Genomic DNA, 26,617 nt, shown 5'->3' on the forward strand with positions numbered 1-26,617 from the left:
GTGGGTCAAGCGCGCTTCCAGACCACCCGGACGGCGAAGTTCACCTCTGCCGTCCCCTTAGCGATGATCACGCCGCTTTCGCCACCGATCTTCAGCCCGAACTCAATCTCCATCTCATCCGGCTTAAGCTCTCGGACCGTTTCAGAGACCTGCGACAGAGCCGGCCTCACGCGGTCCAGCGCTTGGCGGAGCGAGGTTTGGGCTCGGGCTACCACGCCGTCGTCCGCTGCAAGTTCCAGGTCAGAGCCCACCAAGCCGCCGTCAACCTCGAAGACGGCAGTGCCTTCGCCATCATCGTCCACTGTCATCATGACGAGTTCCGCCACAGTGCCCCCTTGCGCTCGGCGAGCCCCCAGCCATGGGGCCAGCAACAATGTCCCTCATCCTGTGACATCCAGTACTGTCGTCGCAGGGAAATCCAGGAGAGATTCCGAAGGTATCGAGCCACTCTCACGCTGTGCGGCGTATGGAGGACGGTGGACGTCCAGCATGTGTATGCATGGGTGGGCGGAGAGTCGGGGGGAGGCTCCGCCGCCCGTCACTCGTGTCCCGGCTGTCTCCCGCTGCCCTTCTTCGTAAAGACCGGGAGATGGCGGAGTGCGTCCCGCCGGGCGCGGGGAGGTCAGCGCCCGGCAGGGGCCTCGGGACTACTCGCTGAGCAGCTGGTGGAGGAAGACAGAGTTGGCCGCCACGTCGTGGCCGAGGGCCACGGTGTGCTGGAGCAGTTTGTCCAGGTGGTAGGCAACGCTCCGCCGGGCGTCGCTGCTGCCACTGCCGCCAGTCGGAGCGAGGCCGAGGATGTCGGGGTAGCGGTCCTCGGTCACGCCGTGCATGAAGTCAGCCTCGCTGAGCGTGCGGCGGCAGCCCCCGACGGCCGGGGCGGCGTCGCGCTCGATTCGCGGGAACAGCACCGCCTGCGCCAAGCCGCCGGTGGCCAGCTTCAGGCCGAACCAGTCCGCGAACTTGGTCGGGGTCCTGCACCTTGCGTTCCCGCTTGCCGCCGGGCTCCACAGCGGTTCGCGCCGCCCGGCCAGAACGGCCTCGGTGACCTGGGCGTGCTGGGTGGGGTGGAGGGACTTCCCCGCCAGCAGGCGCTTGCGGGCGACGTCGTACCACCCTGTGGGTGCCGGAAACTGCGTCACCCGAGGTGACCTGCGGGTTCGGATCTACCCGAGCGCGGGAGGCTGGCGGGTGCTGTGCGGCATCATGCTGGGTCGTGGCGATACGTCTGATCTATCAACTAACGTGCCAGCTCTTCGGGTGGCTTGTGCTGCTTGCCCGGTCGAGTGCGGCGAAGGACGTCGAGATCTTGACGCTCCGGCACCAGCTCGCTGTCGCGCAACGCATCCAGCCACGGCCTCGGTTTTCTTGGAGCGATCGGACTGTCATGGCAGCGCTGCTCCGGATGGTGAACAAGAAGCAGCGTGCACGGCTGGCGTTGCTGGTCACACCGCGGTCGGTCCTACGCTGGCACGCACGCCTCGTCGCCCGGAAGTGGACCTATCCACACCGCCGCCCGGGCCGACCTCCGAAGCCGGAAGCACTGCGGCACCTGATCCTGCGCCTCGCGCGGGAGAACCCGGGGTGGGGATATCGACGGACCCACGGCGAACTGCTTGGTCTGGGACGCAAGGTCGGCGCCTCCACCGTCTGGGAGATACATCGTGGCCACCGACCTCTTCCACATCGACACCATCCTCTTGCGGCGCCGGTTCGTGCTGTTCTTCATCGACCATGGCGCCCGCCGCGTGCACATCGTCGGCATCACTCGACACCCGACCGGCCCCTGGATCACCCAGCAAGCGTGTTCACTCGGCGAGTGGGGCCACCTTCCGCATCCACCGCCCCCGGCGTCACGGCGTCGGGGGCGGGGATCCGGCTCAGTCCGCGTCGAGCTCGCCGAGCAGGGCGATGGTGAGCTCGTCGACCGGGCGGGCCCCGGACCCGGTCTCCTGGCTGAAGGTGTTCACCATCATCACCACCGCCGTCCCGCTCTCCCGGCTGAACGCCGCGCAGGTGCTGAATCCGCCGGTGCTGCCGTTGTGCCAGGTCATGGTCCGGCCGCTGGGCAGCGGGCTGAGATGCCAGCCGAGGCCGAGCCGCAGGTCGCGGTCGACGGTGAAGTGAGGCCGCTGGGTCAGCTCGATGGCGGCCCGCAAGGGCGAGCGCTCCGGATGGAGTTGGGCGCCCAGGAAGCGCAGCATGTCATCGGCGGTGCTGTAGATCGAGGTGCCCGCCGCGCTGAGCACCCGGTCGTGCCAGTCGGGAACGGCCTCCCCGTCGAGATGCCCGACGGCCTTGCGGGAGGCCATATCCGGCCGCAGGGTCGTCGTGGTGTCCGACAGACGGAGCGGCGCGGCCACCCGGCGCCACAGCATCGCGTCCACGGCGTCGAAGGCCAGCGCCTGGCCCAGCAGTCCGAAGCCGAGGTTCGCGTAGGCGTATGTGCTGCCCGGCTCGCTGTCCAGGGTTGTCTCGCCGAGCCCGGCGGCCAGGTCGTCCAGCGTGTAGCGGGCGTACGGATCGTGGGGATCCGCTCCGGCGAGGAGGTTGGGCGGCAGCGAGGACAGACCGGAGGTGTGGGTCGCCAGATCGGCCAGGGTGATCCGCCGGGGGCCCTTGCGCGGGACGGGGAAGCGGGCGGGCAGGACGAGCGGTGCGTCGAGGCGGGTCTCGCCCGCGCAGACGGCGCGGGCCAGGGCGGTGGCGGTGAGTGTCTTGCCGATCGAGCCGAGCTGGAACACGGTCCGGCCGTCCGGTGCCGGTGCCTCCCCGTCCTTGGCCGCGCCCGCCACGTAGGGACGTCCGCCGTGGATAACCCCGCAGACCGCGCTCGGACTGCCGGCGGCGAGCGCCCGGTCCAGTTGACGCCGTACCCGCGCGGGCAGGGTCCCGTCGGCCGCGGCGGCGGTCCCGGGCAACAGCGATACGCCCGTCGCCGCCGTCGCCACGGTAAGAAATTTCCGTCGGTCCATGGGTCACTCCCCCGTCGTTCGGTTTCCTGTCGGCACCACGGTGGACAGCAGCACGAGCAGCGGCACCACCCTGCCCGGAGGCACCTGGTAGTGGCCGCGTCCCTCGGCCTGGAGCCAGCCGGCCGCCGTGAGCTGCTTGAGGTGGTGGTAGAGCTGGCCGGTGGTGTTCAGCCCGGCGGTCTCCTGCAGCTCGGCCGCGGAGCGGGTGCCGCGCAGCACCGCCCGCAGCAGGGTGAGCCGCACCGGGTGGCCCAGCGCGGCGTACGGCGCGGCGTGTTGGGACCAGTCCGCGTCGAGCAGCCCGTGCGCCGCCGCGCCCTGCTGCCATTCGTAGTGCTCGCCGTTGGGCAGGTCGACCGCGCCGGTGAACAGCACCTGCCCCTGCCCCGTGAGCCGTCGGCGCAGCCCCTCGAGCGCCCAGAACACCTCGTCCCGGTCTGCCTCCGGCGGCGCGGACTCCAGTCGCGTCACCCGCTCTTCGAGCGCGGCGACCCGCTCATCGAGGGACTCATCGGCCATGGTTCGAGGTTACGTTATTACGGAATAACAGAGCAAGGGGATCGTTACGACAGCACCGCGATCCCATCCAGCTCCACCAACGCCGCCTCGTCCCACAGGCGTAGGACACCGATGACCGACGATGCGGCCATCACTGCTGGTCAGGGCCCTGCGGCCACGCATTGTGGGTGCCGATAAATCATCCGCGCAGTTCAGGCCGCTCGCTGGTACTCGTGGAGGGTTCCGCCGAGTCGGTCTCGTCTGCGGACGTCCAGGTGGGCAAGCTGGGCTTGTTGCGTGATGGGGGGCGGGTAGCGGGCGGCAGGGAGCGGCTTGTTCCAGGGCTCTGTGCGGGCGGTGCTCGTTGTAGAAGGATTCATACCCGCGCAGGGCGTGGAGGAGATGACCCTGGTTCCAGATCAGGGTCCGGTCCAGGAGTTCGCTGCGGCAGGTCTGTATCCAGCGCTCCATGAGCGAGTCAATCCGTGGTATCCGAATGCCGGTCGTGACGACCTTGAGACCGGCATCGGTCATCAGGGTGTCGAAGGCGGCTGTGAACTTCGAGTCGCGGTCTCGGATCAGGAACCGTGCCCTGCTGCCCGCGTCCTCGAGGTCCATGAGGAGGTTGCGTCCGAGCTGCACGATCCAGTACCCGGTCGGATGCGCGGTGACACCGAGGATCCTGATGCGACGGGTGGTGTGCTCGATGACGGCGAAAACATACAGGCGCGCCCCTGTCAGCGCTCGGACTTCGAAGAGATCGCAGGCGAGAAGGGCCTCGGCCTGGCTGCGCAGGAAGTCGGCCCAGGTGGTGCTCTGCCGTTCGGGTGCGGGTGGGATGCCGTGCTCGCGGAGTATCTCCCAGACCGTGGAGGCGGCGACCTTGATCCCCAGCGCGGCGAGCTCGCCGTGAATCCGGCGATACCCCCACGAGGCATTTTCCCTGGCCAGACGCAGGACGAGGGCGCGGATCGATCGAATGGTGCGTGGGCGTCCACGCCGCTTGGACACGCAGGTCGCGGTATGGCACCGCCTGAGCAGCTCCCGATGCCAGCGAATCACTCCACATGGAAGACCCGCTGCGCCGAGGAACTGACCGATGAGGAGACCGGTCTCGCCCCCAGGCGTAGCAGATCTGGGACGAAACCGGGCTGGCCATCGAAATCGGCCGGACCGCACCAGCGTCACACCGAACTGGGCTGGTCCCCGACCGAACTCCTCCGCCGCGCCGGCATGACCAGCCCGCCATCGCCTGCCTGGAAACCAGCATCACCCTCCCCTCCACCCGCGCCCCGCCACGCGTGGCCACCGCCCTGGGCCAGCAACTCCACATCACCATCGGCTACGCAGTTTGACCAGGGGCGACGAGTTCCGAACAGCACACATCACCTCCTGGGTGCACTCCCGTCCGTGCTGTCACCCGGGCTGACCCCGTCCCTCGCGCTCGGGTTCGATGGAAGTCGTAGGGCTGACCGTTCTCGGGACGAGCCAAGGCCACGACTGGGACAGCGTTCCGTCGGCCTCGATGCCGTGGCGCTCGTAGCTGTCCACCTCCTCCCCTCGGGAAGAGGCCAGGTCGAACAATCAGCTGTCGTCTCCGGTGTCGATAGCCGCGAGGTACAGCCGCTCCGCCTTCTCAGGGTGCCCCGACTCTGCCGCCCACTGCGCCAGCTTCCGCAATGCCTTGGAGTTCCCCAACCAGGCGGCCGCCTGGTGCAGGCGTTCGGCCTCCTCGCGGTTTCCTTTACGTTCGTGCGCATCCGCGAACAGCTCGTGCAGACTGCCGTACTCCAGGAACCAGCGGGTCACCGGATCGACGTCCGGCCTGTTGTGGCGCAGCACATAGGAGTCGACGTCCTCCAGGACGAACAGGGCCGTGTCCTCGGCCCCGGAAGACGAGGGGGCTCCAACGCCTCTCGTCGCTCCGCATTTCGATCCGCTTCCCATCGCGCCTCCCAATCGAGATGCCTTCGCGCGGACTCGTTTCCCAGCTCAGCTGCGGCCAGGTATAGCTGCCTGGCCCGGACTCCGTCCCCGGACAGTTCATGCCTGAGTGCCAGCCTCGCCAGGGTGTCCGGGCACACGGCATCAGTAGCGCCTCGGAGGATCCGGTCCGCTTGCGCAGACTCCCCCGCCTCTATTCGCCGCCACGCAAGTTCGCCCGCCGCCTGTCCGTCACCCGCGGCTGCGGCGGCCTCGATGAGCCGGTGCGCTGTCTCGTGGTCTTCGGCCCGGTCCATCCGCATTGCGAGCGCGAACAGGGCGGACGGGTCCCCGGCGTCCGCACTGGCTGCGTACAGGACGGCAGCGTGGCGCAGCCTCGCCCGCTGCTGGGCGGCGTAGGCGAGGCGGTGGAGGTCCGTGGCGTCCGTGAGGTGCTCGGCCGCGGCGTCCCAGAAGGAGGCCAGCGGGCAGACGGTTCGGCGGGTCCGGTCACCGTGCTGCTGCAGGAAGTCGGCAAGGCGCACCACGCCCGACGCAACGCCCATCCGGCCTGGACGGGCGACGTCCTTTAGCGGGCTGGTGGTCTGCTTGACGATGGTACGGGCACGGGCGAGCGCCCGGGTTGAACCACCCGGGGTCGACGGCCCTTTCATCGTCGTCTAGGTAGCCCGGGCTGCGGCCTCCAGGAAGGCAAGCAGCACCGGGTGATCTGAGCCCTGTACAGGCTCTCCACCGCACCACGTCGATGGGAGTAGACCAGGTCAAGCAAGCACTCCGCGTCAGGCCCGCCACATGCCGTCAGACCAAATTGCGTGGTCGCCAGCGTGGTACCACTAGTCGCTCGTGCTGAACTTCTATGCTGTGGCCGGTGGGGAGAGCCGAGCAAGGAGCATGGGGGACGCTGGTGCGGTGGTGCGGGACCGGCCGACGGGCGGTGTCGTGAACGAAATGCAATCGGAACCGTTAATCCGGCTGGCCAGCCTGCGCCAGCTACAGCAGGCAATCACGAGGCTCAACACAAGCCACAGCCTCGCGGACACTTTGCAGGCCGTAGCCGACGGCCTCCCGAGCGCCCTCGGCTACGGATTATCGGTCGTGCACCTGGTCGGCCCCGCAGGCGACCTCCAGGTAGCCGCCATAGCGGGTAGCCCCGAGGCCGAGGTACATCTGGACGGGCAGACCGGTCCGCGCGACTCGTGGGAGCGCCGCCTAACAGAAGGCGACCGTTGGGGAGACCTGCGGTTCATCCCGTACACCCGTAGCGCCTTCTTCGACGACGGAGTACCGGAGTGGAACCATCCCGCGCCGGACCGTCAAGGGGAAGATGCATGGCACCCGGGCGATCGGCTCTACGCCCCGATGTACGCCGTTGGCAGCCAATTGCTCGGTATCATCGCGGCCGATGGCCCGCACGACGGGCTACGCCCCGGAGCATGGGGGTGCGAGGCGCTGCAGACGTACGCCTTCCATGCCGCCATCGCCATCGGGAACGCCCGGCTGCGCGGCAACATGCAGCGCGCCCTGCTGCGCCTAGAGCGCGAGCAGCAGGCACTCCGGGCCAGTGAGGATTCCTTCCGACGGGCGTTCGAATATGCGCACAGCGGCATGGCCATCGCCGAGATGGGCGGCGATGGCCACGGTCGCCTGCTGCGCACCAACGAGGCCCTGTGCCGGCTGCTGGGTCGCCCGGCCTCTGCGATGCGTCGCTACGCGTTCGCCGACCTCGTCCATCCCGAGGACATCGGCACCCTGCTACGCACCTCCGCCGAGGGCGGCCGCTCCGAACTGCGCCTTGCTCGCCGTGACGGCTCTTACGTCTGGGTTGCGCTGCACAACTCGGTAGTCGCCGACGCCGCCGACGGCCCGCGTTTTCTGCTCACCCACATCGAGGACATCGAAGAACACAAGCGCCATGAATTGCAGCTCACCCGCCGCGCCAACCATGACTCCCTCACAGGCCTGATCAATAGCGCCGAGCTGCGGACCCGGTTCAGCCAAGCGATCTGCGCCGGCGAGCGTGACAAGGGCGCCGACCGTACACCGATCGGCCACGTCCACATCGGACCGCCCTCCGAGAAGGAGGACGCCCTGAGCACAAGTGGCCGACTCGCGGTCCTCTTCTGCGATCTCGACGGTATGAAGCACATCAACGACCGCTTCGGCCGCCACATGGGCGATGTGACGCTGATCGAGGTCGCCCGGCGGCTGACCACTCAGGTGGGAGAGGGCGACACGGTGGCGCGTATCGGCGGCGACGAGTTCGTGGTGCTGGTCGCGGGTCGCGGCGAGTCGGAGGTGAACGACCTCGTCGCGCGGCTCCGTGCGGAGGTAGCCCAGCCTATCCGGGTAGGTCGGCGCCGGGTGAACGTGGGCGCAAGCTTCGGGGTCAGTTGGGCCGCCTGCGGGACGCCGATCGAGGAGGTTCTTAAGGCTGCGGACGCGCGCATGTATCAAGACAAGCAGGCCCGCTTCGCCGAACGTCAATCCGTGCGGGAGCCGGAGTCGCACCCTGACCAAGGGAATGTAGTGGCCAGCCGCCTACGGGACCAGTCGGCAGGGGTGTGGGTTCCGCACCGGCCGCCCGTCCACTGGCAGTTCGTCAACCGGACGCGGACGCACACCGCAGCCACAGAGGAACCGAGTGTCGTCGAGGTGAGCAACGCCGAGAGCCTGTACATACTCCTCGACGCCCCGCACGTCCACCACGTGATTCTCCGGGGTGACCTGGCCGATCCAGGCCCGCTGCACCGCCTCCCCGGGATGAGGTCGCTCACGGTCGCCGACAACGCCCTGCTCACCGACCTGACGGCTCTGGATGGTTGTGAGCGGCTGCGCGTCCTCACCCTCACGGGCTGCGACGCGCTGGCCAACGTGAGTGCGCTGGCCGGGACAGGGGTGGTCTTCCTCGACATCGCGCCTCTCCCTCCGGTCGACGTCCTGGCGTCTCTGTCCGCGGCCCGCTGGCTGCGGGAGCTGAGGCTGCCGGAGCCACCGGCCGAGGGGACAGACGCGCTGAGCCGTTGGCTGCCAGAGGTACGGATCGAGATCACCGGCCCGGCCGGGGCCGGTGACGCGGCGTCTACCCGCTGAAGCGCCTGTGCGTGCTGATCATGTCCTGTTCCTGTGACGGCGTGAGGAAATCCAGCCGCACGTGCCCGGGTTCTGAAGCTCCGGCATCCGCCTGGCCATGCGCGAAGACGAACAGCAGTCTGGGAAACGCTGTCTTGAGACGATCCACAAGCTCTCGGTCGGGCTGGAGGTTCAGCACGACGGTGACGGGCCCCTGCTCGTTTTCCTCCCGCGCCAGCACCCGCTCCATCGTAACCTCGTCGCACCCCCCGTAGAAGATCTCTTCGGTAAGGAAGGCCCGTATGTCCTCCACGAGGCCGTCGAGGAAATCCACCCCCGCACGAGGAACGGGCTTGTATGACACCCAGGGCTCCGGGGCCTCGCTGGCCCTGCGTAGATACATGTCGGCAGTGCCCGGGTACTGGGCCCGCAGGATGGCGATGCGTACGTCTGCGGAGGCTCTCAGTCCGTGCAACTGCTGCGCCGCCGTGCCAGGCACCCGGGCGAACGGCACCACCACATCCACCAGGTCCCGGCGCAGCTCCTTGTCCTTGAGCAGGGGCAGAAAGCGACTGAGCGCCTTGCGCATAGCGCACTCGTCGCCGAAATCCGTTACGGGGCGCTCGCTCAGGAGTCCGGCGGAGATGACGTAGTTCATGTGGTCCGCCGCGAAGTCCCGACCGGTAACGCCCAGCAGCTCGGCGGTGTCCATCAACACCGGCGTGTCCAGGGACTCGATTCGGTCCGCGACGAACTCGGTCACCCGCGGATACGGGAGGGAACCGCACCGCTCGACCAGTACGCGCAAGGGATCGGTGAGTTTCCTCGGGGGGCACATCGGCCCGGCCTCCGACGTCCAGTCAGCCATGTCGAACCTGTCCAACCTCACAGCGGCCAGGTCGCTGTCCGCCAGCTTCCGGCGGTTGACCCCCGGTAGCGTAACCGGGAGGAGGAGAAAACTGCTGTTGGTGGCCTCACACAGATACGTGGAGACGAACGCCTCCTCCAGGACGTAGCGCGAGGTGAGGGCGTGGGGAGAGAGTAAAAGCACAGTCGCCTGACAGCGGCGCAGCTCCCGCATGAGCTTGTGATGCCACATGTCGCCTCCGGTCAGTGCCCCCGATTCGCCCGCCGTGTCGACCACCGGGAGGCAGCCCAGATCGCGCAGGAGCTCCACCGTGGCGTCACGGTACGGGACGCACATGCAGTGGATACCTTCACATGACTTGGAGCTGTGGCTGACAAAGACGCGGGGACGGGACATGGGGCTACTTCTCCTGCGAAGATGGCGTTGATCGGACACGGATCGGGGCGGTCACCCCGACGAGGGAGGCCCGGTCAGCCGGAACCACATCACGGCGCCGGCGGCCATGGTCACAAAGACACCCGAGTCAGCGGACCGCGGCACATCGGAGCCGTTGAAGAGATCCAGCAGCCGGACGGCGCCGTGGTTCAGTAACCGGGCGGTGCCATGATGCTCCCCGTCGAGGCGCACCATGGTGGACGTCCACGCCAGGTTGACCAGACATAAGACTCGTTCGTCCCCGTGACTGCGGAGCACGCCCAGGATGCGATCAGTCCCCAGATCGAGGACCTGACACACGCCCCGCGAGAGTGCGAGGTGGTTCCGCCGCAGTTCGAGCATGGTGCGGAGGGGGGCGGCTGACCTCCATTTCGCATCCTCGGCCAGCAACTCCAGCGGCAGACAGGGACCGCCCGGCAGAGACAGCAGGATGGACGCTGCCAGTCGCCGGTCCTCCGCCCGGAGCCCCGGGGGCAGCGCGTAGCTCCACTGGAACGGGGCGTCGGCCTCGGCGAGCAGCGCGAGGGTACCGGAGATGTCGTCCCGCAACGCAGACACGACCTGGGCGAATCGCGTGTCGGGGAGTTCGCGGTTGCGGATGGTGAATCCGAGCGAGGCGACGAGTTCATTCGCAGGCTCCGTGTGGAACACGCTTGCGGTGTTCTCCTCCTGTGCCACCGCGCCCCCGGCCGGCGCGTACATGAGCAGTCGCTCGTCGTAGCCGTCCAGGAGATGGCGTATGTCCTCCAGGGTCCTCACTTCGATGACCCCGTTCCCGACCAGCCGCAGCCCGTCCACGCCCCGGTCCAGCCAGCGGCGCACCGTCTGCAGGGGAGACGACGACAATGGTTCGTCCCCGAGATCGAGCACGACGCGTACTCCGCGCTCGCGGGCGACGGCGAGCAGGTCAGCGAAGTTTCCCAGGTCCTCCGGCAGTTGTCCTACGGCCACACAGCCGACTCCCCATTCCTGGAGGAACTGAATCCACCGGACGGGCGGGCCGAGGCCATCCGCGAGCGAAGCCTCCACGAAGACGCAGCCACGGGCCCACAACGGCACCGAGTCGTCCTCAGGCGCGGGCTCCGGGTCCGGCGTGACGAGATATCTGCGGCCGTCTTCCACGCTCAGCTCGACCGGTCCACCCGCCCCTGCCACCACCCAGCCGCTGCCGACCGACGCGACCCGGTCGGCCCTGAAACGCAGCAGAGTCTCCGCCGCCGGCTGGTCCTGCTCCACGAGCGACCAGTCCATCAGCCGGTGGTCGCGACCAGCACCGGCCACCCTGGCTCGGTCGTCACTGACGGCCAACGACACCACGCGCCACGGCGCCCGCCCGACCAAAAGCGGCCCCCGCGTGGTATCGGACGCGGTCTCCTGCGACCAGACACGGCCGTCGTCGGTGGCCCAGACCAGGATCGAGCCGTTCGCCGTCCCGGACACGGCTGTCACCCGTGAGGCCAGGACAGTTGCGTTCCGCTCGCCGTCGACCAACCATGTGCGCAGTATCGTCGAGGGGTCGACAACTGCCAGCCTGGCACCGTCCTGAGAGATCCACAGCAGATCGACGGCCAGCCCCTGGAACGTCCAGGTGCGCAACTGCCCCTCGGCCAATGGGGCGTCGACGCGCACCAGGGTACCCGCGCTCTCGTCCGTCCAGTACAGGACGGTTCCTGCACCGGCCGCCAGATGATGTATTGCATCCTCCGACGCCAGTCGGCCGACGGCGCTCTCCGTATGACGCACCAAATGGAACTGGCGTACGACATCGCCCTCCACCCATGAGAGCACTGTCCCGTCCGTAGAGAGAGCCAGATTCCTGCGCGCTGTCGGGTAGGCATCGGCGGATAGACGGACTATCTCCGCGCTGTCATGCCCGTGGACAACGATGGTGCCGTCCGGGAGAAGTACCGCACACTGTGCGGACGGGGAAATGGGCATCGCCGGATCGGCGGTCGAGGAGACCGCGATGCCGAGCACGGCCCCCGGGTGTGCCAGGCTCGCGTCCACCACCCCCTCCTGTGAGACCCGCTGCACCACGCTGAAGGGCAGGTGCAAGGTTTGCTCCTCATGGAGTTCCAGACGCACCGGCTCCGAAGAGTGGCCCAGCGGGCTCAACGCATCCAGCCGTACCTGGCGCGTGCCCACGGCCCCGATCGTCCTAGACCCGTGGGACGGCGGCCTGCTGACGACGATGCCGTCGGAACGTGCCCTCACCCCGAGCTGCACCGAGCGCTGCACCAGCGCCCGGGCCTCGGCGGTAGCGTAGGAGGACCGTCCCAGAGGGTCCGGGGGCGGCTCCAGCCCCAGCCGTTCACAGGAGACCACCTGGAGGCGCCAGACATCCCCGCGGCGCAGCACTGCGGCGGGCAGGCGTGGCATGTAGTGGAGCACCCAGCGTCCCGCGTCGTCCGCAGCCGCGCCGTCCGAGGAGACGGCGTTCAGGACCGCACCCATCTGCTGCGCCAGGCGGTGTTCCGGCATCGGTGTGAGGGACAGGTAGGACCACAATAGTTCCTCGTACAGTCTGACGATGGCGGGGGCGCGGGCATGGGCTGAGGTGGTGAACTCGTGGATGTCCGCCAGCCGTTGGGGAGACTGACGCAACAGCCTGTCTCGCAGTGCCTGTGCGGCCTCGGGGTCAAGCAGCAGGCTGTGCACGCCCGCCGCCTCCACCAGGAGTGAGAACCACAGATCGGCCTCGAGCCCTGCCGCAGACTCGGGAAGGAAGCGCAACCGGGCACGGCGCAGGAAGTTCCGGTCGACGCCGGCAGCCAGCGATACGCACTCCGCAAGGCGGACCAGATCAGGCTGCTGACGTGCTAACGCGTCGACGAGGTCCGCCATTCCCTGTTCTCCTCGGAGCCCGGTCATGATCTCTCCATCATGTCGCGAGCCCTGCTCGTGGCCTGCCTTACCTCACCGAGCGTGATACGGCGGTCGAAAGGCACCAACGCAACCTTCTCGCGCAGGCCCGGGGGGTACCCCTCACGGTCATACGGTGTCAGACAGATCACCGGGCACCCGGCGTGCACCACTGCCTCGACGAAACGCCGCCACTCCTCTGCCCGGGCGGCGTAGGCTCCGGTGAAGGGTGGCCGGGCCCGGCCGAGGTCGGACACCAGGACCACTGGCGTGCCCGGAACAGGAGGCCTGTAGACCTGCGGGCCGGTCAGGACGGAACGGACCACACCCTGCGCAGGGCAGCCACGGAACCTGAGTACCTCGACCCTGTCCCGTCCCGCAACGCTTTCCACCAGGTCCCGCAGCCAGGCCCGGTCGAGATGGAAGGGCGCCATCCCGGGACCATGATCGGTCAGGAGCTGGACTCCACGCCGGGCGCTGGGCCGGTGCTGCCAGGGGACCGCACGTACCACCTGCTGACTCGATACCTTCCCGATCAGCCGCCGCTGGTCTAGTGTGCGGCTCTCCACCGGGGTGGACACAGCGGCGAACATCAACCCCCGCGCCCAGTCCGTCGTCCACGGCGGCTCGAAGGGGAGGGAGGCCTGGCCATCATTGCCATCCGGCTCATGGCCGGGTGCGTCAATCGGCGGGACCGCGGGGGCGGGAGGTACGAGAGGGACCGAGGGCGGCCGCAGGACGGTGAGCGAGAAGTCGACGTCCCGTCCCGCGAGTTCCGGCGCCCGTACCCGCACCTCGCTCGGAGGGAAATCGGCGGCGCTGGTGGAGCCAGGGTCCCTGAGACATCCGGGGCGGCGCGGCACCGGCGCCGGCGCCGGGAATGATGGTGCAGGCCGGGGGCCGCCGCCGGAGTCCTCTGCGAGGACAGGTGCGGGCAGGGCAGTCGGGACCGTCTCGCCACGACGTCCGGGCCCTTGGGTACGGAGGGTGGACGTGACCGCCGCACCGACAGTCAGACCGACCGTCGCCTCGTCGGGCTCCATGCCCAAGAGCCCCGCAATAACCGAGGCGGTCTCGGTGTCCCGCGGTCGCAGCCCCGACAGCGCCTTGATCAGATCACCTATAAAGATCTCACCCCGAGCAGTCACGTGTTGCGCTCCACGCCATCACGGCGCCTGTGCGGGGCGCGGCGCTTTTGGAGAGTGACGTCCTCCAGGACAGCCCACTCAGGTGTACCCGGCACTACCCCCAACCGCTGGCTCGCCTTGAGTGCGTCCAGGTACTCCGCAGTGCTGGGGCCGGGGCCGGATCCCTCCAACTTGGCGCGGACGTCAAAGACCTGGTCGGCGACATAGCCCGCGAGTGCCTCCTCGTAGTGCGTGCCCAGATGCCCGCGCGCGACCCGAAGGAGGTGCTCCCTGTCCGGAGGACGCAGCTCGAAGACGATACAGCGGCGCAGGAAGGGGCGGGGGAGCTCGCGCTCGTCGTTCGTCGTAATGACGACCAGTGGGGCCTCGCTCTCACTCACCGTCACCTGCCGTTCGTCGTCCCAGGGGCAAGGAAAAGACAGTGAACCCAGCGGGCCCAAAAGGCTGTTGGGCAGGTCAGGGTCGGCCTTGTCGATCTCGTCGATAAGCACGACAGACCGCCTCGTTCCCCCCTCCTCGAAGGCCCGCCACAGGGGGCCCTTTGCGTAGTAGCGTGAAACATCCGGGTCGAGCTGGTGCGCCTGGGCATCGTTGAGTCGCTTCAGGGCGTCGAACCGCCAGAGGAGGTCCTCCGGCTCTGTCCTGGCGGTCACAACGTGGGTATAGCGATTCCAGCCCATGATTCGGCCGACATTGGGTGCTAGGGAGGACTTGCCCGAGCCAGGCGGTCCGAAGAGCAGCAGCGGTCTACCCGTCTTAAGCGCGACGTTGACGGCCAGCACGAGCCGGTCATCGTCGAATACGTAGACCTCGTCGTCTGTGGGATAGCCCGAGCCGTCGGTCGGGGTCGTGACTCCGTCCGAAATCGGCGCGAATTCCTTGTCGTACGTCAGCAATCGGTCCCTCCCGGCTGCAGTAGGGCAGGTCTTTGATCGTCCGGTCATTCTGCCCTCGGCGCGGTGTTGGCGAGGTCCGAATGCTGCCAACGGTCGACCGATTTTGCAGTGGTTGGCGAGAAACCACGATCGAACATAGGGAGCATGTCACCGGAGCAGGCATGCGGGACGACCAGACTCTGGTCGCAGTTCAGCGGACAAGTGGGCGTGTACATGCCATACACCTAGCAGTCGGGCTCGTGCCGTCACTCGCCCTGCCACTTCACCATCCATGCTTCGTTCTGTACGGAGATCACGCCCTCGCAGTGCTCGATCAGCCGGTCCTCGTCCTCCGGGCTCATGGGCAAGTCGCGCAGCCAGCGTTGATACGTCCGCTCCAGCTCCGACGCTGTCCGCGAGAACTCGAGTTCTTGATAGTCGTACTTGCCCGTCGCCGCGTAGGCGGTCACCGCCGTCCCGGCCGTGGCCGCCACGGCCAACCACATCCCGGCGAAGGCCACCTCGAACGCGCCTCCCACGGCAGCCAGCACCGTGGTGAGAGCGCCGAACGTGAACTCGACGCGGCGCACCACGGCGAGCCGACTACGCATCTGCTGGGCACGCGGAAGGTAGTAGTTGTTGATCTGCCCCTTTACCCGCGTCTCCATATAGGACACAAGATCCCCGATGGCAGGCAGATCCCGCAGCACCGGAGACAGCTCGGCGGTGTACCGCGTCAAGTCAGCACTCTCGAATTGCAGTTGTTCGACGCGCTCCACGAGTAGCGCGTCCGGATCGGCAGCACGATAGACCGATCCCCCTGCCAGGCGGGCATACACCTCCGCCTTCAAACCCTCGGATATCGAACGCAACCGAGTCCAGTCCCGGACACGCTGCGGTGTGGCATGCTGGCCCACCAACGGCGTCAGCCCTGCAGCGATCGCAGCGGCGAAAGCCAGACTCCTCCCCCATGCCGGACTGTCGTCCATGACTTGAGCGGACGCCGCGCCGAGGACAGCGAAGCAGACCCCCAGGAGCAAGGCCAGCAAGCGTGCCCGGCTGATTGAGGTTTTCACGCGGTTTGCCGCTTGTGACCACACGCTCTGCTGACGCCACGCCTCGACGAGTGCGGAACTGCCGTTGTTTCCCATCGCCCCATTGTCACGTGCCGTTCATCGCCTCAACGGCAACCACGCCCGATCCAGCCCACAACGGTACGGCGGTCCCGGGGGACGAGTTTCACGAGCCCCACCACCCAGCACAGCCACCGCTTCCACGGATACGGCACGAAGACGACGCAGGTGCACTCAGCGCGTTCAGGTTACTGAATGAACGCCCGCCATTCTGATGGCATGGCGCGACGGGAGCCGGAGGCCGCACCGGACAACCCCAGATCACTGAGCACGAACGCGAGTCCCGCGTGCGGGAGGTCGGAATGCAGCCCAGGACAGGTCAGTACCACGCCCGACCCCGCACAGAGGCACGTTCTCGAAATAGATGACCAACACCTGAACACCGAACAGCAGAGTGCGGACCGGATACAGCGGAACACCTACCGGTAGTTCGTTAAATCCGGCGGTAGAGGTCAATGCCGTGTCCGGTGGTGACCGCGTCGATCAGGGCCTGGAGCTCGGAGGGTGGGTCCGTGTCCGTCCATGCTCGCCACCATCGGTTGAGGGTGACGGCGGGGGTGAGCCAGGAACGGATGGCTCGTAAGGCCCTGGGCCAGCAAGGCTGTTGGGGCCGGTGGGGTTCGGCTGGACCCCCTCTCTGGCCCCTCCTCGGGACATGGATCCGGCGCGGTGGCATCCAGGTGTCTGGCTGGGGCGAACCATTGGTCCCAGCAGAAGGAGAAGGCGCAGTTGACCAGGGTCTGATGGCGGCGGATGGCGCGGTCGGAGCGGACTTGGAAGTCGGCCCAGCCGAGTTCGTCCTTGATCTGCTTGTAGCTCTGCTCGATCCAAGGCCGCAGGCCGTAGAGGCGGACGATCTCGGCGACGTCGGCGGGCGGGTGTGGGCTCGTGGCAGCGTGCGGTGCGTCAGGGTGGGGCAGGTTGGTGGCCAGATACCAGGTTGCCTTCTCCGGCAGGCTGGCCGGGTCGGTGGTGGCCACGACCATCCGGCAGGGCGAGTCGGGGCCGTAGCCGCCCAGGCGGGCATCAGCGGCCCACCAGGTCTCGGTGTGCCCGTCGCGGAAGTGACGCTGAACGGGCGTCCAGTCGCCGGGACGCTTGGCATCGCGCCAGGCCAGGGCGTGGGCCGCTTCGATGGGGGTGTGTGGCTGGTCGGCCGGAGCCCAGGTGCCGCGGTGCGGCTTGAGCGCGACCACGTAGGCCAGGCCGGCCTCGCGCAGTGCGAGGTACCAATCGTCGCTGACGGAGTAGGCGCAGTCGGCGACCACCGCCCGGCAGCCGAAGCCCGCCTCCTTTCCGCGGGCCGCGAGGGCAGCAGCCAGCTGCGGTTTCGTGCGGAAGGCCGGATCGGACCGGCCGCGGGCGAAATGATGGGCGGGCGTGTAGGGAGTCGCGTGCAGAGGGTAGTACACGCGGCCGTCGGTCCACACCGTGGTCACCGTGACGATGCCGTTGTCCGTCTTGCCCAGCCGGCCCAGCCACTGCCGGCCCACGTGCGCGGTCGCCGTGCCGTCCTTGCGGTCCCCGGAATCGTCGATCACGATGACCCCGCCATCGTGCGGAGCAGTCGCCGACTCCTCGCGCAGCAGCTCAAGCCGCCGGTCGTTGACCCGCTCGACCTCCCAGGGAGACTCGGACAGGAAGAACTGCAGCCGCTGCACCCCCGGCATCCCCGCACCCGCCACCGGCTCCGCCCCTGCCAGGCAGGTGATCGTCTTGTTCCGCTCCCGCGGCGCCAGCAGCCCGGTCAGATACTCACGAAACCCCCGTCGCTGTGCCAGGCTGAAGAAGAGGTCGTCGAACCGGGCCGCATAGTCCTCCAACGGCCCCGGCGCGGGCGGACACGGACGGCGAGCGGTCATCTTCAGCCCCCAGCAAGGCAGTTGACTCCTAGCACCGGCCTACGACCAACCCGACCTGCCGTCAACCCACACCACCACCGAATTTAACGAACTACCGGTAGAGGGCCGGTTGTGGTATCTCGCCCCATACAATATTGCCGCCTGTGAGTTGTGCGCCGTCAAAGGTGACTGAGGCGCCTCCGGCTGACGCCCGCTCGAAGGTGACCGTGCCGTCGCTGAAATGGGCTTCGTCGAAGGTGACCGTGCCGCCACTGAACATCGCGAGCTTGAAGGTGGCCGTGGCGCCACTGAAGTGAGCTCCATGGAAGGCCACCGTGGCGCCGCTGAATTGAGCGCCGGTAAAGGCGACCGTGCCGCCGGTGAACTGCGCACGCTCGAAGATGATCCCGCCGTCGTTGAATTTCGCGAGCTCAAAGATGACCGTGGCGCCGCTGAACTCTGCTACATGAAAGATGACGGCGGCACCATTGAAGCGAGCGCCGTCGAAGGTGATCGTGCCGCCTCTGAAGTGCGCGCCATCGAAGTCGACTCTGCCGTCGTTGAAGTCTGCGAGCCAGAATGTGACGGTGCCGTCATTGAATTCTGCGAGATGGAAGCTGACCGTGGTGCCGCCGAACTCTGCGAGATGGAAAGTGACAGTGGCGCCGGTGAAGTGAGCTCCGTTAAAGGTGACTGCGCGGCCGCTGAAACGAGCGCCGTTGAAGTTGACCGTGCCGCCGGCGAAACAGGCGGCGTCGAAGTCGACCATGCCGCCGGTGAAACGGGCATCGTCGAATGTGACCGTGCCAGAGTTGAACTGCGCGCCGTTGAAGTTGACCGTACCGTCGATGAACTCCGCGCCCTTGAGGGAGACGTTACCGCAGAATGCACTACCGGAAAGATCCCCGCCGTCGAAGGTGGATCCAGTGAAGTCGAAGTCGTATGTGCGCCATGAAATGAGAGGGTCCAGATGGCGCAGGTGATCGCGGATCACGCGGAGGATGGTGTAACGAACTTCGCGTTCGCCTGCCTTGTGCCCGGCGGCTGCGGGATCGGGGTCATAGGGCATGCGGAGGTAGGCGCACAGCACATCGATGCAGACCTGCCGCTGCTCTTCCCAGTCGTCGGCGAGTCGAGCGAGGGCGTAGACACCCGCGAGACGGACGGCAGCCTGATCGTGACCGAGTTGTTCAGCGGCTGTGGTGTAGCGGTCGGCGAGTTGACTTGAGTCGGCGCGATGCGCATCGCCCTCAGCAAGAAGTTGTTTGCGGTATGCATAGATGCCGGCTAGGACGGCGCCAATCAGGGTGAGGACTGTAACAGTCGTTTTGATAACATCATTAATGTTGACCGGCTTGCGCGGCTTCTCACTGTTCGCCGCATGGTCGAGAAGGTCATACACATTCCGATAGAGGAAGAAGCTGAGGGCGCCCACAGCGAAGAGGGTCAGCGGTGCCACGAGCCAGACGGACCAGAGCTTAGGGGCGTGCCTGCCTCGTGGGGCCTCGCGTCGCCGACTGGGTAAGAATGCCATCCGTAGAGCATGAGGTTGGGGGACGGCCTCCGTCAGTCCCTCAGCGAAATAGGTCCGAACCCAGGGCATACGTGTTGTATGTGGCCCGCTCCGCCCACCCTCCGGAGCAGGCCACATGTTGTCAGAGCGCAGCGCCCACCCTCTACGCGACCCAGCCCCCACCCGCACGGGCAGGGGCTCCGATCCGGGGCTTCCGTCAGACCGTGGAGTGCCGCGGGATCCGCATTTCGATGGTTGTCTCCGTGAGCGGGTCCAACAGCTTGGTCAACGGCGACTCCCAGATCCGAGCCAAGCGGGAGCCGACCGACCTGCAGCCCACTGGTGGGTGACCACATCTTCGCCCGCGTCTCCCAGCTCACCGCCGGCGCCGTCGCGGTCTACGAACAGGCCCTCGCCGACGGCCACACGCCCGAGGCCGCGATGGCGCGGGTGCTGGACCGGGTGCTGCCGCTGTACGCCGAGGAGCTGGCGCAGCGGGTGCGGGCGATGGAGGGCGTGCGCGGCGCACCGCAGTTCATCGCTAACCGGTGATGTCGGGGAGTTGAACGCCCCTTCTCGGCAGAAAGCAAAGAGCGGTCCCGCTCGGTGGGATACCGAGCGGGGCCGCTTTTGTGTGCCTCGACGGTCGAAGATCGAGGTTTAGACGTACCTTCTCTCGGAGCACCAGTCGGGACCGATTTCGTCCTCACAGACTTGGATGGACCCCACTGAGCCGAATCCATAGCTCCGGTTGCTGCACGGAGAGGCGGAGCCGTTGGCGTCTCCGAACTCTTCGTAGCCGTCGTCGAGCCAGACCTTGACGTAGACGCCGTTTCCGTCCCTTTCCCGGTCACATACGGTGACGTACTCGCCGTATACAGAAGTGTCGTTGTCCCACTCGGCGTAGTCGTCCCCCTGGTAAACCCTGGCAGAGGCCGCCTGTGCGGGTGCCGCCAGGCCACCAATGGCCAACGCCGAGCCGATGCCAACGGCCGCGATGGCATTACGGATACGCATCTGTTCCCCCTGTGGTCCTCGCCTTTCGGTGGTGGAACAACCATGCGCGGCCGGGCTTGTCGAAACCTGCAACAAACCTTGAATCTGCTGATGGCAGCCCATGTGGTGCTGGTGGCGGGGATCATCGCGGTGTTCCTGTGATGCTCGGACTACGGTGATCTGGCCGAGTGGGGCGCGACTGGTCTGGGGAGATCGTGGGCGCGCCCCGTCGTCGTATCTGGTCAAGGATGGGTGATTCGGAGGGCTGGCCGCTTCGTCTTGGCTCGCTCCGAGATGACGGTGTATCCGGCTGCGTGGAGCAGCTGGGCGTACTGGTCGAGGTGCTCGGCCTCGTCGGGACCGTCGTGCCAGATCCGGACGGTGCGGGGGCTGGCCTGTGTGGCGCGGAAGCCGGGTCGCCAGCTGGGGCCAGTGGTGAAGTTGGTGTGGCGGCGGGCGGTGAGATGTCGGGCGACGTCTGCGGCGGCGATGCTACTGGTCATGGGCCGGGGGCTCCTGTCGGTGGTGGCTGGTGCCGGGGAGGCCGTGAGCGCCCCTCCGTCATGCCTACGGTCAGGCAACCGTCCGGGCGCTCTAAGGGTGAATCCAGCGATCACGGCGCCAAGTTGGCATACCGGCCATGTCGGTACCTAGTTGTTGCGGGTCATGAGGTTGTAGACGCTGGGGCCGGTACCAAGGGGCGGGTCCTTGGGCGGCAGGATGAGAACTGCCAAGTCACCCATCCGCCGTCGCAAAGGACCCGCCTGGTGTCCCACCGTAATGCCCCGTTGTCCGTTGAAGGCCGCCGTCGCCTGGTGCGGCGGTGCCAGGAACGTCCCATCGCCCACGTCGCCGCGGAGATGGGCATCTCACGTGCCTGCGCGAGCAAGTGGGTCAACCGGTACCGCCATCACGGCGATCTTGGCCTGCACGACCGGCCCAGCACTCCGCACCATCAGCCCACTCGGACACCGGGCCAGACCGTGGGCCGCATCGAGTTGATGCGGCGTGAGCACAAGTGGTCCGCAGCCCGCATCACCTTCGAACTGTGGGCCGAGGGCACTCGCGTCAGCCGCCGCACCGTCACCCGCCACCTGCACCAGCTCGGGCTGAACCGTCGCCGCTTCATCGACCCCGCCGGCGGCACCAACCGCATACCCCGCACAATCTGTGCCCGCTGGCCCGGGCACATGCTCCACCTCGATGTGAAGAAGACCGGCCGTATCCCCGACGGCGGCGGATGGCGTGCACACGGACGCGGCAGCGACCAGGCCAAGCGTGTCGCCCGTACCAAAACCCGCGGCAACAAGCCCGGCTACATCTACTTCCACTCGGCCATCGATGGCTTCTCCACACTGGCCTATACCGAAGCACTGCCGGATGAGAAGGCCACCACTGCGGTCAGCTTCCTCCACCGGGCCCGGGCCTTCTTCGCCGCTCAGGGGATCGACCGCATCCAGCGGGTCGTCACCGACAACGGCGCTTGCTACCGCGCCGGCGACTTCGCCCGAGCCCTCCTCGGCTCCCGCCACCAGCCGATCACGCCCTACACGCCACGGCACAACGGCAAAGTCGAGCGCTACCAGCGCATCCTCACCGAGACGTTCCTCTATGCCCGCCTGTGGACCTCAGAAGGACAGCGCACCCAAGCCCTGACCACCTGGAACATCCACTACAAATACCATCGGCCCCACACTGCCGCCGGGAACCAGCCCCCAGCCTCCCGGCTCCACGCAGGCGTCACCAACCTCATGGCCTCATACACTTAGGTGCACCGTGCCCCCCCATGGACAAGAAATACGTCAGTAGTCATCATCGCTCCCGATACTGACAACGCCCGGCCCTTGAGCTCATTTGCGGTCTGAATGTTGCCCGGTTGTCCTTGTGGCGGTTGTTGCTCGACGTCCATCTGTAAGCCAGTTCCGCACCGTCTCCGGCGCGCCGACGCCCAGTTTCGCGATGTCCCCCTTCATCGCGGCCCACTCGGTCGGATGGTTCGGAATCTCCGCGACCATGCGCACTGCACGCTCACGGAGCTCAGCAGGGTCGGGGGACGGACGTGCCATGACTCGGTCCTTCCAGGGGATCGAGTGTCCATCAGACCCAGAGTGGTTCAGTTCGTGCGCGCTCTGCTGTTCCACCGTGCGAGGCCCTCGAAGGCATCCAGTGTCCGGACGTCGTAGGGGCCGAAGAAGTCCTGGCAGTCCCTGGCGAGCTGGTTGTAGAGGGCTGCTGCTCCGCGGGTGTCGCCTGACTGGCCGGTGAGGTCTGCGTGTTCGGCGCGTGCATCGATCAGCGGTTGATCGCTGGGTTGGAAGCGGAGTTCCAGCTCGAAGATGCGCGAGTCCAGTGCTTCGATGCCTCTGGAAAGACCGGCATTGCTGCCGTGTGCGTCGGGTGCGTCGGCTCGTCCGGCGAGATCGTCCGTCACGTCCAGGACGTTGAGGATCTCGCCCACCGTATGTGCGACCTTCTGAGCGCTTCCGGGACGTTCTGCTGGGGCCTTGGCCAAGAGAGCCCGAACGAGGTTGTCGAGCTGGGCGGGGACGCCGGGGCGGTGGGCGCTCGGAGGCGCCGGGACTTCGTCCTGGTGCATACGGCCCACGGTCATGGCGTCGTCCTGGGGGGTTCCGAAGGGCGGGCGTCCTGTCAGCATCTCGTACAGGACGCAGCCCACGGAGTACAGGTCGCTGCGTTCGTTGCCGGTCTCGCCGAGCCATCGCTCGGGTGCCTTGTACAGAGGGGTGCCCGCGACGGTGTGGGTCTGGGTGGCGTCGGTCAGGTACGCCAGCCCGAAGTCGATGAGTTTCACGTCCCCCTGTCGCGTGATCATGATGTTGTCGGGCTTGATGTCGCGGTGGATCACCTCAGCGGTGTGCGCGGCGCCGACTCCCTCGCAGATCTGGCGTGTCCAGCGCACGGTGCGCTCGAGCGGAAGCCTCGGCCCGGCCCTGAGGTGCTCGGCGAGGGACCTGCCCTCGACGTACTCCATAACGATGTAGAACTCGCCGTCGTGTTCGCCGCCGCCGTAGATCTGCGCGACACGCCTGTGGTTGAGCCGGGCCATGGCATGGCCCTCCCGCTGAAACATTCTCGCGGTCGACTCGGCGAACTCCGTAGGGACTCCCTGCTGCATGAGACGGCGCCTGGCAAAGAACTTCACGGCCACGGTACGGCCCAGCCTCGTATCCTCGGCTGTCCACACATCGCCCATGGCGCCACTGACGGGGCCGTCCTTGAGCCTGAGATGGCCACCGATCAGTGTGGAGCTGTCCACCCCTCACCCCTTGTGCCTTGTACGCGTCGAATCGCGTCGCCCTTGTGGTCAGCGCTGCTTTGAGGTGCCCGCCCAGAGGGCGAGGGCTGCTAGCTTCTGCATGGACTCGTGCCATTCCGCGAAGAAGTCCTCCCGCTGCTGCAGTGCGTTGGCCAGCGTCGCGACGGCCTTATGGCGCAACTGGTCGCCCTGCTCGCGCACGTGTCTCTTCCGCAGGGAAACGCCGCAGACCTCCCACAGGACCCACACGACCACGGCGAGAATGAGCAAGAGGAACACTCCCCGCGCGAGACCATCGACGAACGGCACCACAAGCGCCCCGGTGACGGTCCCGAACAGCAGGACGCCGCAGACGCGCGGCCAGTGGCGCACCACGGCGTCCGACCGGGCCTGGGTCTGTTGCTCGAGGCGCGCGGCGAGGTCGTCAATGAGTGCCCCCGACTGCACGCGCTGGTACGGATCAGTCGGCAGGTTCCAGGAGTATCCCGCCACGCTCAGGGTGATGTGGTGGGGGAGACGACGCCGGGACTCAGCGACGGCTTGGTTGGCGGCGCTCTCCAGGCTTGGCCAGATAGCGCGGAGGGCCATGCGGCGGGCCGGAGGGCCAAGCCGCGCCGCGTCCGGTGCGAAGACGGCCTGATCCAGGAGCACCATGAAGGTCACCGGCTCGGCTTCCGGGCCCAGAGACGAGTGGTGTGCCTGCCTGGCCGCTTCCAGATCTCCCTCATGTTCGATGATGCGCTCGAGCCGTCGCATCTGCTCAAGCAGGTGTGCCTCGTCAGGTTCGAGCTGGTTGATCAGCCGCTCAAGGGCGCTCTCGACGTGGCGGCCGTCACCAACGGGCCGGTCGGCTCCGTCCGGGCCGTCGGGGAACGTGCGCCGGAGGTAGTCCAGAGTGCTCCCGGGTACGGTCGCTAGTTCCCAGCCGTGGCGGAGAGCGTCCCACTGAGCTCCGCATGTCTCGCGCAGTGCCGTGTACTGGTCTTCGGATGTCCGTCGGCGTAGGTTGCGCATCTGGGCTTCCCACTTCGCGGCCGCTGACGTGCGGTGCATGCTCTGGTTCCATCTTGCCATGGCCTGCCGGGTGTAGCTGAGTGCCTTCTCTCCCAGTTCGTTGCTTGCGATGGCGTCCAGGACGACGTAGAAGTCCTGGCCGAGTTCGCCAGGGTCGAGCGTCTGGAGGTAGGTGTCCATCCAGGCAGCTGCTGCGGCCTCGTTCCCCAGGCGCGAAGAGGTCAGGGCGAAGAAGAGGTTGGCCTTGGCGGCGTCCAGGGTGCAGGCGTGCGACTGGGCGCGCTCACCCTGATCGGTCTCGTTGCGGAAATTGGCGGCCACCGCCATCATCGCCGGGGCCAGCCAGTAGGCGGGCTCAAGGAGCATCCGTTCCTCAACGCAGGCCCGTACCGTGGCGGTGTTGACCACCTTCCTGTGCACGGCGTGTGCGGTGAGGGTGTGGACGAGCCCGCGGGCCAGGGCGCGAGTCTGTTTGCGCTGGGCGAAGTCCGTTTGAAAGACGGTGGTCAGACGGGCCAGTTCGGCCTGAGCCCGGGCCACCTCCCGGTCGCGGCCGTACTGCTCGATGAAGGCGTCCAGAACCTCGCGGGTGCCGCTGACTGCGTTCTCCAGTTCCGCGACATCCTGGCGTACTTCGGTGACGTCACCGCGCAGCCGGACGACATCGGCGCGGACGCCGTGCAGACCGTCTTCGAAGGTGTCCAGCCTTCCCCCGTGGCGGGTTTGTTCTTCCCCTACGTCCTCCAGCCGTTCGGTCAGGCGGTGCAGGGCTGAGTCGGTCTCGTTCCGGTCCTCCATGACGTCCCCCGAGGTCATCGCGGCGTTGTGGCGCGTGCTTGCTCATTATCGAGCGTCCACGCACCTTTTGCGGTCAACTGGCCGGAAATGAACGGCGGTTGGGCGACGGCGGCCGGTGTCGGTGCGGGGTGGGAATATGACGTGCCATGGAGCCAGCACACCGGACGAGGATGCCCCTTGCGTGAGATCGCTTATCTGTCAGAAGGAAAGCTGAGGCAGTTCATACCTGAGCCCCGGCGTCTGCCGCGGGCGAGCGCTCTTCGTCTGACCACGCCGTTCGGCGGCATCGACGTGGACGCGCCGGCCCCGGAGGGGGAGCTGGGGCAACTGCGGCACCTGCGGGAGGTGCACCAGCATCTGGAGCTCGTTGCGGAGTGGTATACCGAGCCCCAGCTGCGTCCCGGTCAGTGGGTACAGTTCGAAGCCCCATTGCGGTGCGTGACACTCAGTGGCGCCGACCAGGATCTCGTACTGTTCGTGGACTCGGTGCGGGCATGGGGCGCAAACCGCGCGACAGCCGGAGACTGCCGGTTGTTGATGCACGGGTCGGCCCGGCATCTGCGGGGCTGGACACCGATGCCGGTGGACGGCCCCGAGCTGGAGGCAGTGAACTCCGCATCCAGTCTGGGCGCCTCCTTCGTCACCCGGGCAGGACAGGTCGTCGATGAACTCACCCGGCACCGCGAACCGCCGCCCGGGAACCAGCCCTCCCCTCGGGCAGCCGCCGACCTGCACGGTCGGGGCGTCCAGGCGCTGCTGCACGCCCTGGACGAGGAGGACACCGGCATCGACACGTCCGCGATGATGACCGGATACGCGCGCGTCACAGGGCTCCTTCCAAGCACCAACACCACGTCCCCGTGCTTGGTGGCGAGCCCGCTCGTCGTGGAGTACGCGGCGGCCATCGCTGAGCAGCGTCTTGCGTAAGGGCGTAGCGACGCCGCTAGTCGCGTCTGACAAATGATTTCTGCGAAGCTTCAGCGTCCGAGGCCGTTGGAGCAGTCATGGAGATTGAGCTGGAACTACACTCGGGACGACATCCGCGAAAGGGGCCGTCCCGGGACACCTTACTGCGGGCTCTTACGAGCACGGTAAAGCGTTAGCGAGGGTGCTGAGCACCCTCGAGTGGCATGGGTGGGGCAAGCTCTGCTGGGCCGGTCCGTACGGCGACCCGCGGGATCGTGGACTTGCCACATCGCCAATCAGGGGCGCTCTTCCAGCGTGCGACCTGACGGCTCGTCGCCCCGTCGGCTGCCCCGGGCCCACACGCTGCTGTCTGGCAGATCTGGGGCGGCCGGGCACAGTCGCAGGGCCCGGTCCGGACGGCATACACCGCACGCGGCGCCCTCTCCGCGCAGACGGAGGTGACCC

Annotated in this window: 19 protein-coding genes and 3 pseudogenes; 5 read left to right on the forward strand and 17 right to left on the reverse strand. The window is 67.3% G+C overall.

Features of this window, described 5'->3' with window-relative positions; translation table 11 throughout:
- Positions 1–5: 5 nt before the first annotated feature.
- The 6 genes and pseudogenes from NP777_RS18175 to NP777_RS18200 all read right to left on the reverse strand — a co-directional run bounded on the left by NP777_RS18175 (position 6) and on the right by NP777_RS18200 (position 5,420).
- Positions 6–326 (reverse strand): CU044_2847 family protein, encoded by a 321-nt coding sequence (locus NP777_RS18175; protein ID WP_256651200.1) that lies wholly within the window; start codon positions 324–326, stop codon positions 6–8.
- Between the two features lie 321 nt (positions 327–647).
- Positions 648–1,142, reverse strand: a complete 495-nt coding sequence (locus tag NP777_RS18180) for a hypothetical protein (protein ID WP_256651201.1) — start codon at positions 1,140–1,142, stop codon at positions 648–650.
- A gap of 738 nt (positions 1,143–1,880) precedes the next feature.
- Entirely contained in the window at positions 1,881–2,975 is a 1,095-nt protein-coding gene (locus NP777_RS18185) for a serine hydrolase domain-containing protein (protein ID WP_256651202.1), read from the reverse strand.
- A gap of 3 nt (positions 2,976–2,978) precedes the next feature.
- Positions 2,979–3,494, reverse strand: a complete 516-nt coding sequence (locus NP777_RS18190) for an ArsR/SmtB family transcription factor (RefSeq protein ID WP_086885955.1) — start codon at positions 3,492–3,494, stop codon at positions 2,979–2,981.
- A 191-nt stretch (positions 3,495–3,685) separates the two neighbouring features.
- A pseudogene (locus tag NP777_RS18195) lies at positions 3,686–4,544 on the reverse strand (integrase core domain-containing protein); the annotation flags it as partial.
- Between the two features lie 513 nt (positions 4,545–5,057).
- Positions 5,058–5,420 (reverse strand): tetratricopeptide repeat protein, encoded by a 363-nt coding sequence (locus NP777_RS18200; protein ID WP_256651203.1) that lies wholly within the window; start codon positions 5,418–5,420, stop codon positions 5,058–5,060.
- A 170-nt stretch (positions 5,421–5,590) separates the two neighbouring features.
- Here NP777_RS18200 and NP777_RS18205 point away from each other — a divergent pair, with 170 nt between their 5' ends.
- Together NP777_RS18205 and NP777_RS18210 are read left to right on the forward strand one after the other, a co-directional pair.
- Positions 5,591–5,989: a hypothetical protein gene (locus NP777_RS18205; RefSeq protein ID WP_256651204.1), complete on the forward strand. Its 399-nt coding sequence runs from the start codon at positions 5,591–5,593 to the stop codon at positions 5,987–5,989.
- Positions 5,990–6,308: 319 nt separating this feature from the next.
- Positions 6,309–7,886 (forward strand): annotated as a pseudogene (locus tag NP777_RS18210) (diguanylate cyclase domain-containing protein); the annotation flags it as partial.
- Positions 7,887–8,496: 610 nt separating this feature from the next.
- Here NP777_RS18210 and NP777_RS18215 read toward each other — a convergent pair.
- The 6 genes from NP777_RS18215 to NP777_RS18240 all read right to left on the reverse strand — a co-directional run bounded on the left by NP777_RS18215 (position 8,497) and on the right by NP777_RS18240 (position 19,107).
- Positions 8,497–9,663 (reverse strand): hypothetical protein, encoded by a 1,167-nt coding sequence (locus NP777_RS18215; protein ID WP_256651205.1) that lies wholly within the window; start codon positions 9,661–9,663, stop codon positions 8,497–8,499.
- Positions 9,664–9,801: 138 nt separating this feature from the next.
- Positions 9,802–12,660: a hypothetical protein gene (locus NP777_RS18220; RefSeq protein WP_256651206.1), complete on the reverse strand. Its 2,859-nt coding sequence runs from the start codon at positions 12,658–12,660 to the stop codon at positions 9,802–9,804.
- A gap of 1,135 nt (positions 12,661–13,795) precedes the next feature.
- Positions 13,796–14,695: an AAA family ATPase gene (locus NP777_RS18225; protein WP_256651207.1), complete on the reverse strand. Its 900-nt coding sequence runs from the start codon at positions 14,693–14,695 to the stop codon at positions 13,796–13,798.
- A gap of 245 nt (positions 14,696–14,940) precedes the next feature.
- Complete coding sequence (locus NP777_RS18230) at positions 14,941–15,825, reverse strand: DUF4231 domain-containing protein (RefSeq protein ID WP_256651208.1); 885 nt, start codon at positions 15,823–15,825, stop codon at positions 14,941–14,943.
- 434 nt (positions 15,826–16,259) lie between these two features.
- Positions 16,260–17,669, reverse strand: a complete 1,410-nt coding sequence (locus tag NP777_RS18235) for an IS701 family transposase (RefSeq protein ID WP_256651209.1) — start codon at positions 17,667–17,669, stop codon at positions 16,260–16,262.
- 91 nt (positions 17,670–17,760) lie between these two features.
- Positions 17,761–19,107, reverse strand: a complete 1,347-nt coding sequence (locus tag NP777_RS18240) for a pentapeptide repeat-containing protein (RefSeq protein WP_256651210.1) — start codon at positions 19,105–19,107, stop codon at positions 17,761–17,763.
- Between the two features lie 396 nt (positions 19,108–19,503).
- Between NP777_RS18240 and NP777_RS18245 the strand changes: the two genes are divergently transcribed.
- Positions 19,504–19,713: a hypothetical protein gene (locus tag NP777_RS18245; RefSeq protein WP_256651211.1), complete on the forward strand. Its 210-nt coding sequence runs from the start codon at positions 19,504–19,506 to the stop codon at positions 19,711–19,713.
- Positions 19,714–19,821: 108 nt separating this feature from the next.
- On the opposite strand, the gene NP777_RS18250 is transcribed toward NP777_RS18245, so the two are convergent.
- Together NP777_RS18250 and NP777_RS18255 are read right to left on the reverse strand one after the other, a co-directional pair.
- Entirely contained in the window at positions 19,822–20,178 is a 357-nt protein-coding gene (locus tag NP777_RS18250) for a hypothetical protein (RefSeq protein WP_256651212.1), read from the reverse strand.
- Between the two features lie 221 nt (positions 20,179–20,399).
- Positions 20,400–20,660: a hypothetical protein gene (locus NP777_RS18255; protein WP_256651213.1), complete on the reverse strand. Its 261-nt coding sequence runs from the start codon at positions 20,658–20,660 to the stop codon at positions 20,400–20,402.
- A gap of 264 nt (positions 20,661–20,924) precedes the next feature.
- Between NP777_RS18255 and NP777_RS18260 the strand changes: the two genes are divergently transcribed.
- Positions 20,925–21,926 carry an IS481 family transposase gene (locus tag NP777_RS18260; protein ID WP_256651214.1) on the forward strand — a complete coding sequence of 334 codons (1,002 nt, stop codon included), beginning with the start codon at positions 20,925–20,927 and terminating at the stop codon, positions 21,924–21,926.
- 144 nt (positions 21,927–22,070) lie between these two features.
- Here NP777_RS18260 and NP777_RS48530 read toward each other — a convergent pair.
- The 3 genes and pseudogenes from NP777_RS48530 to NP777_RS18270 all read right to left on the reverse strand — a co-directional run.
- A pseudogene (locus NP777_RS48530) lies at positions 22,071–22,223 on the reverse strand (IS3-like element ISMyma3 family transposase); the annotation flags it as partial.
- 47 nt (positions 22,224–22,270) lie between these two features.
- Positions 22,271–23,434 carry a serine/threonine-protein kinase gene (locus NP777_RS18265; RefSeq protein ID WP_256651215.1) on the reverse strand — a complete coding sequence of 388 codons (1,164 nt, stop codon included), beginning with the start codon at positions 23,432–23,434 and terminating at the stop codon, positions 22,271–22,273.
- 48 nt (positions 23,435–23,482) lie between these two features.
- On the reverse strand, positions 23,483–25,264 hold the full coding sequence (locus NP777_RS18270) for a hypothetical protein (protein ID WP_256651216.1): 1,782 nt from the start codon (positions 25,262–25,264) through the stop codon (positions 23,483–23,485).
- Positions 25,265–25,423: 159 nt separating this feature from the next.
- On the opposite strand from NP777_RS18270, the gene NP777_RS18275 reads away from it, so the two are divergent.
- Complete coding sequence (locus NP777_RS18275; RefSeq protein WP_256651217.1) at positions 25,424–26,173, forward strand: SAVMC3_10250 family protein; 750 nt, start codon at positions 25,424–25,426, stop codon at positions 26,171–26,173.
- Positions 26,174–26,617: the final 444 nt, after the last annotated feature.

Origin of the sequence: Streptomyces rugosispiralis, from assembly GCF_024505145.1 — a bacterium.
In the GTDB taxonomy this organism is placed as follows: Bacteria; Actinomycetota; Actinomycetes; order Streptomycetales; family Streptomycetaceae; genus Streptomyces; species Streptomyces rugosispiralis.

Coding starts and splice junctions, on each gene's coding strand:
- NP777_RS18185 (WP_256651202.1), bottom strand. CDS start 2,975: ATGGACCGACGGAAATTTCTTACCGTGGCGACGGCGGCGACGGGCGTA.
- NP777_RS18190 (WP_086885955.1), bottom strand. CDS start 3,494: ATGGCCGATGAGTCCCTCGATGAGCGGGTCGCCGCGCTCGAAGAGCGG.
- NP777_RS18200 (WP_256651203.1), bottom strand. CDS start 5,420: ATGGGAAGCGGATCGAAATGCGGAGCGACGAGAGGCGTTGGAGCCCCC.
- NP777_RS18220 (WP_256651206.1), bottom strand. CDS start 12,660: ATGACCGGGCTCCGAGGAGAACAGGGAATGGCGGACCTCGTCGACGCG.
- NP777_RS18230 (WP_256651208.1), bottom strand. CDS start 15,825: ATGGGAAACAACGGCAGTTCCGCACTCGTCGAGGCGTGGCGTCAGCAG.
- NP777_RS18235 (WP_256651209.1), bottom strand. CDS start 17,669: ATGACCGCTCGCCGTCCGTGTCCGCCCGCGCCGGGGCCGTTGGAGGAC.
- NP777_RS18250 (WP_256651212.1), bottom strand. CDS start 20,178: ATGCGTATCCGTAATGCCATCGCGGCCGTTGGCATCGGCTCGGCGTTG.
- NP777_RS18255 (WP_256651213.1), bottom strand. CDS start 20,660: ATGACCAGTAGCATCGCCGCCGCAGACGTCGCCCGACATCTCACCGCC.
- NP777_RS18270 (WP_256651216.1), bottom strand. CDS start 25,264: ATGACCTCGGGGGACGTCATGGAGGACCGGAACGAGACCGACTCAGCC.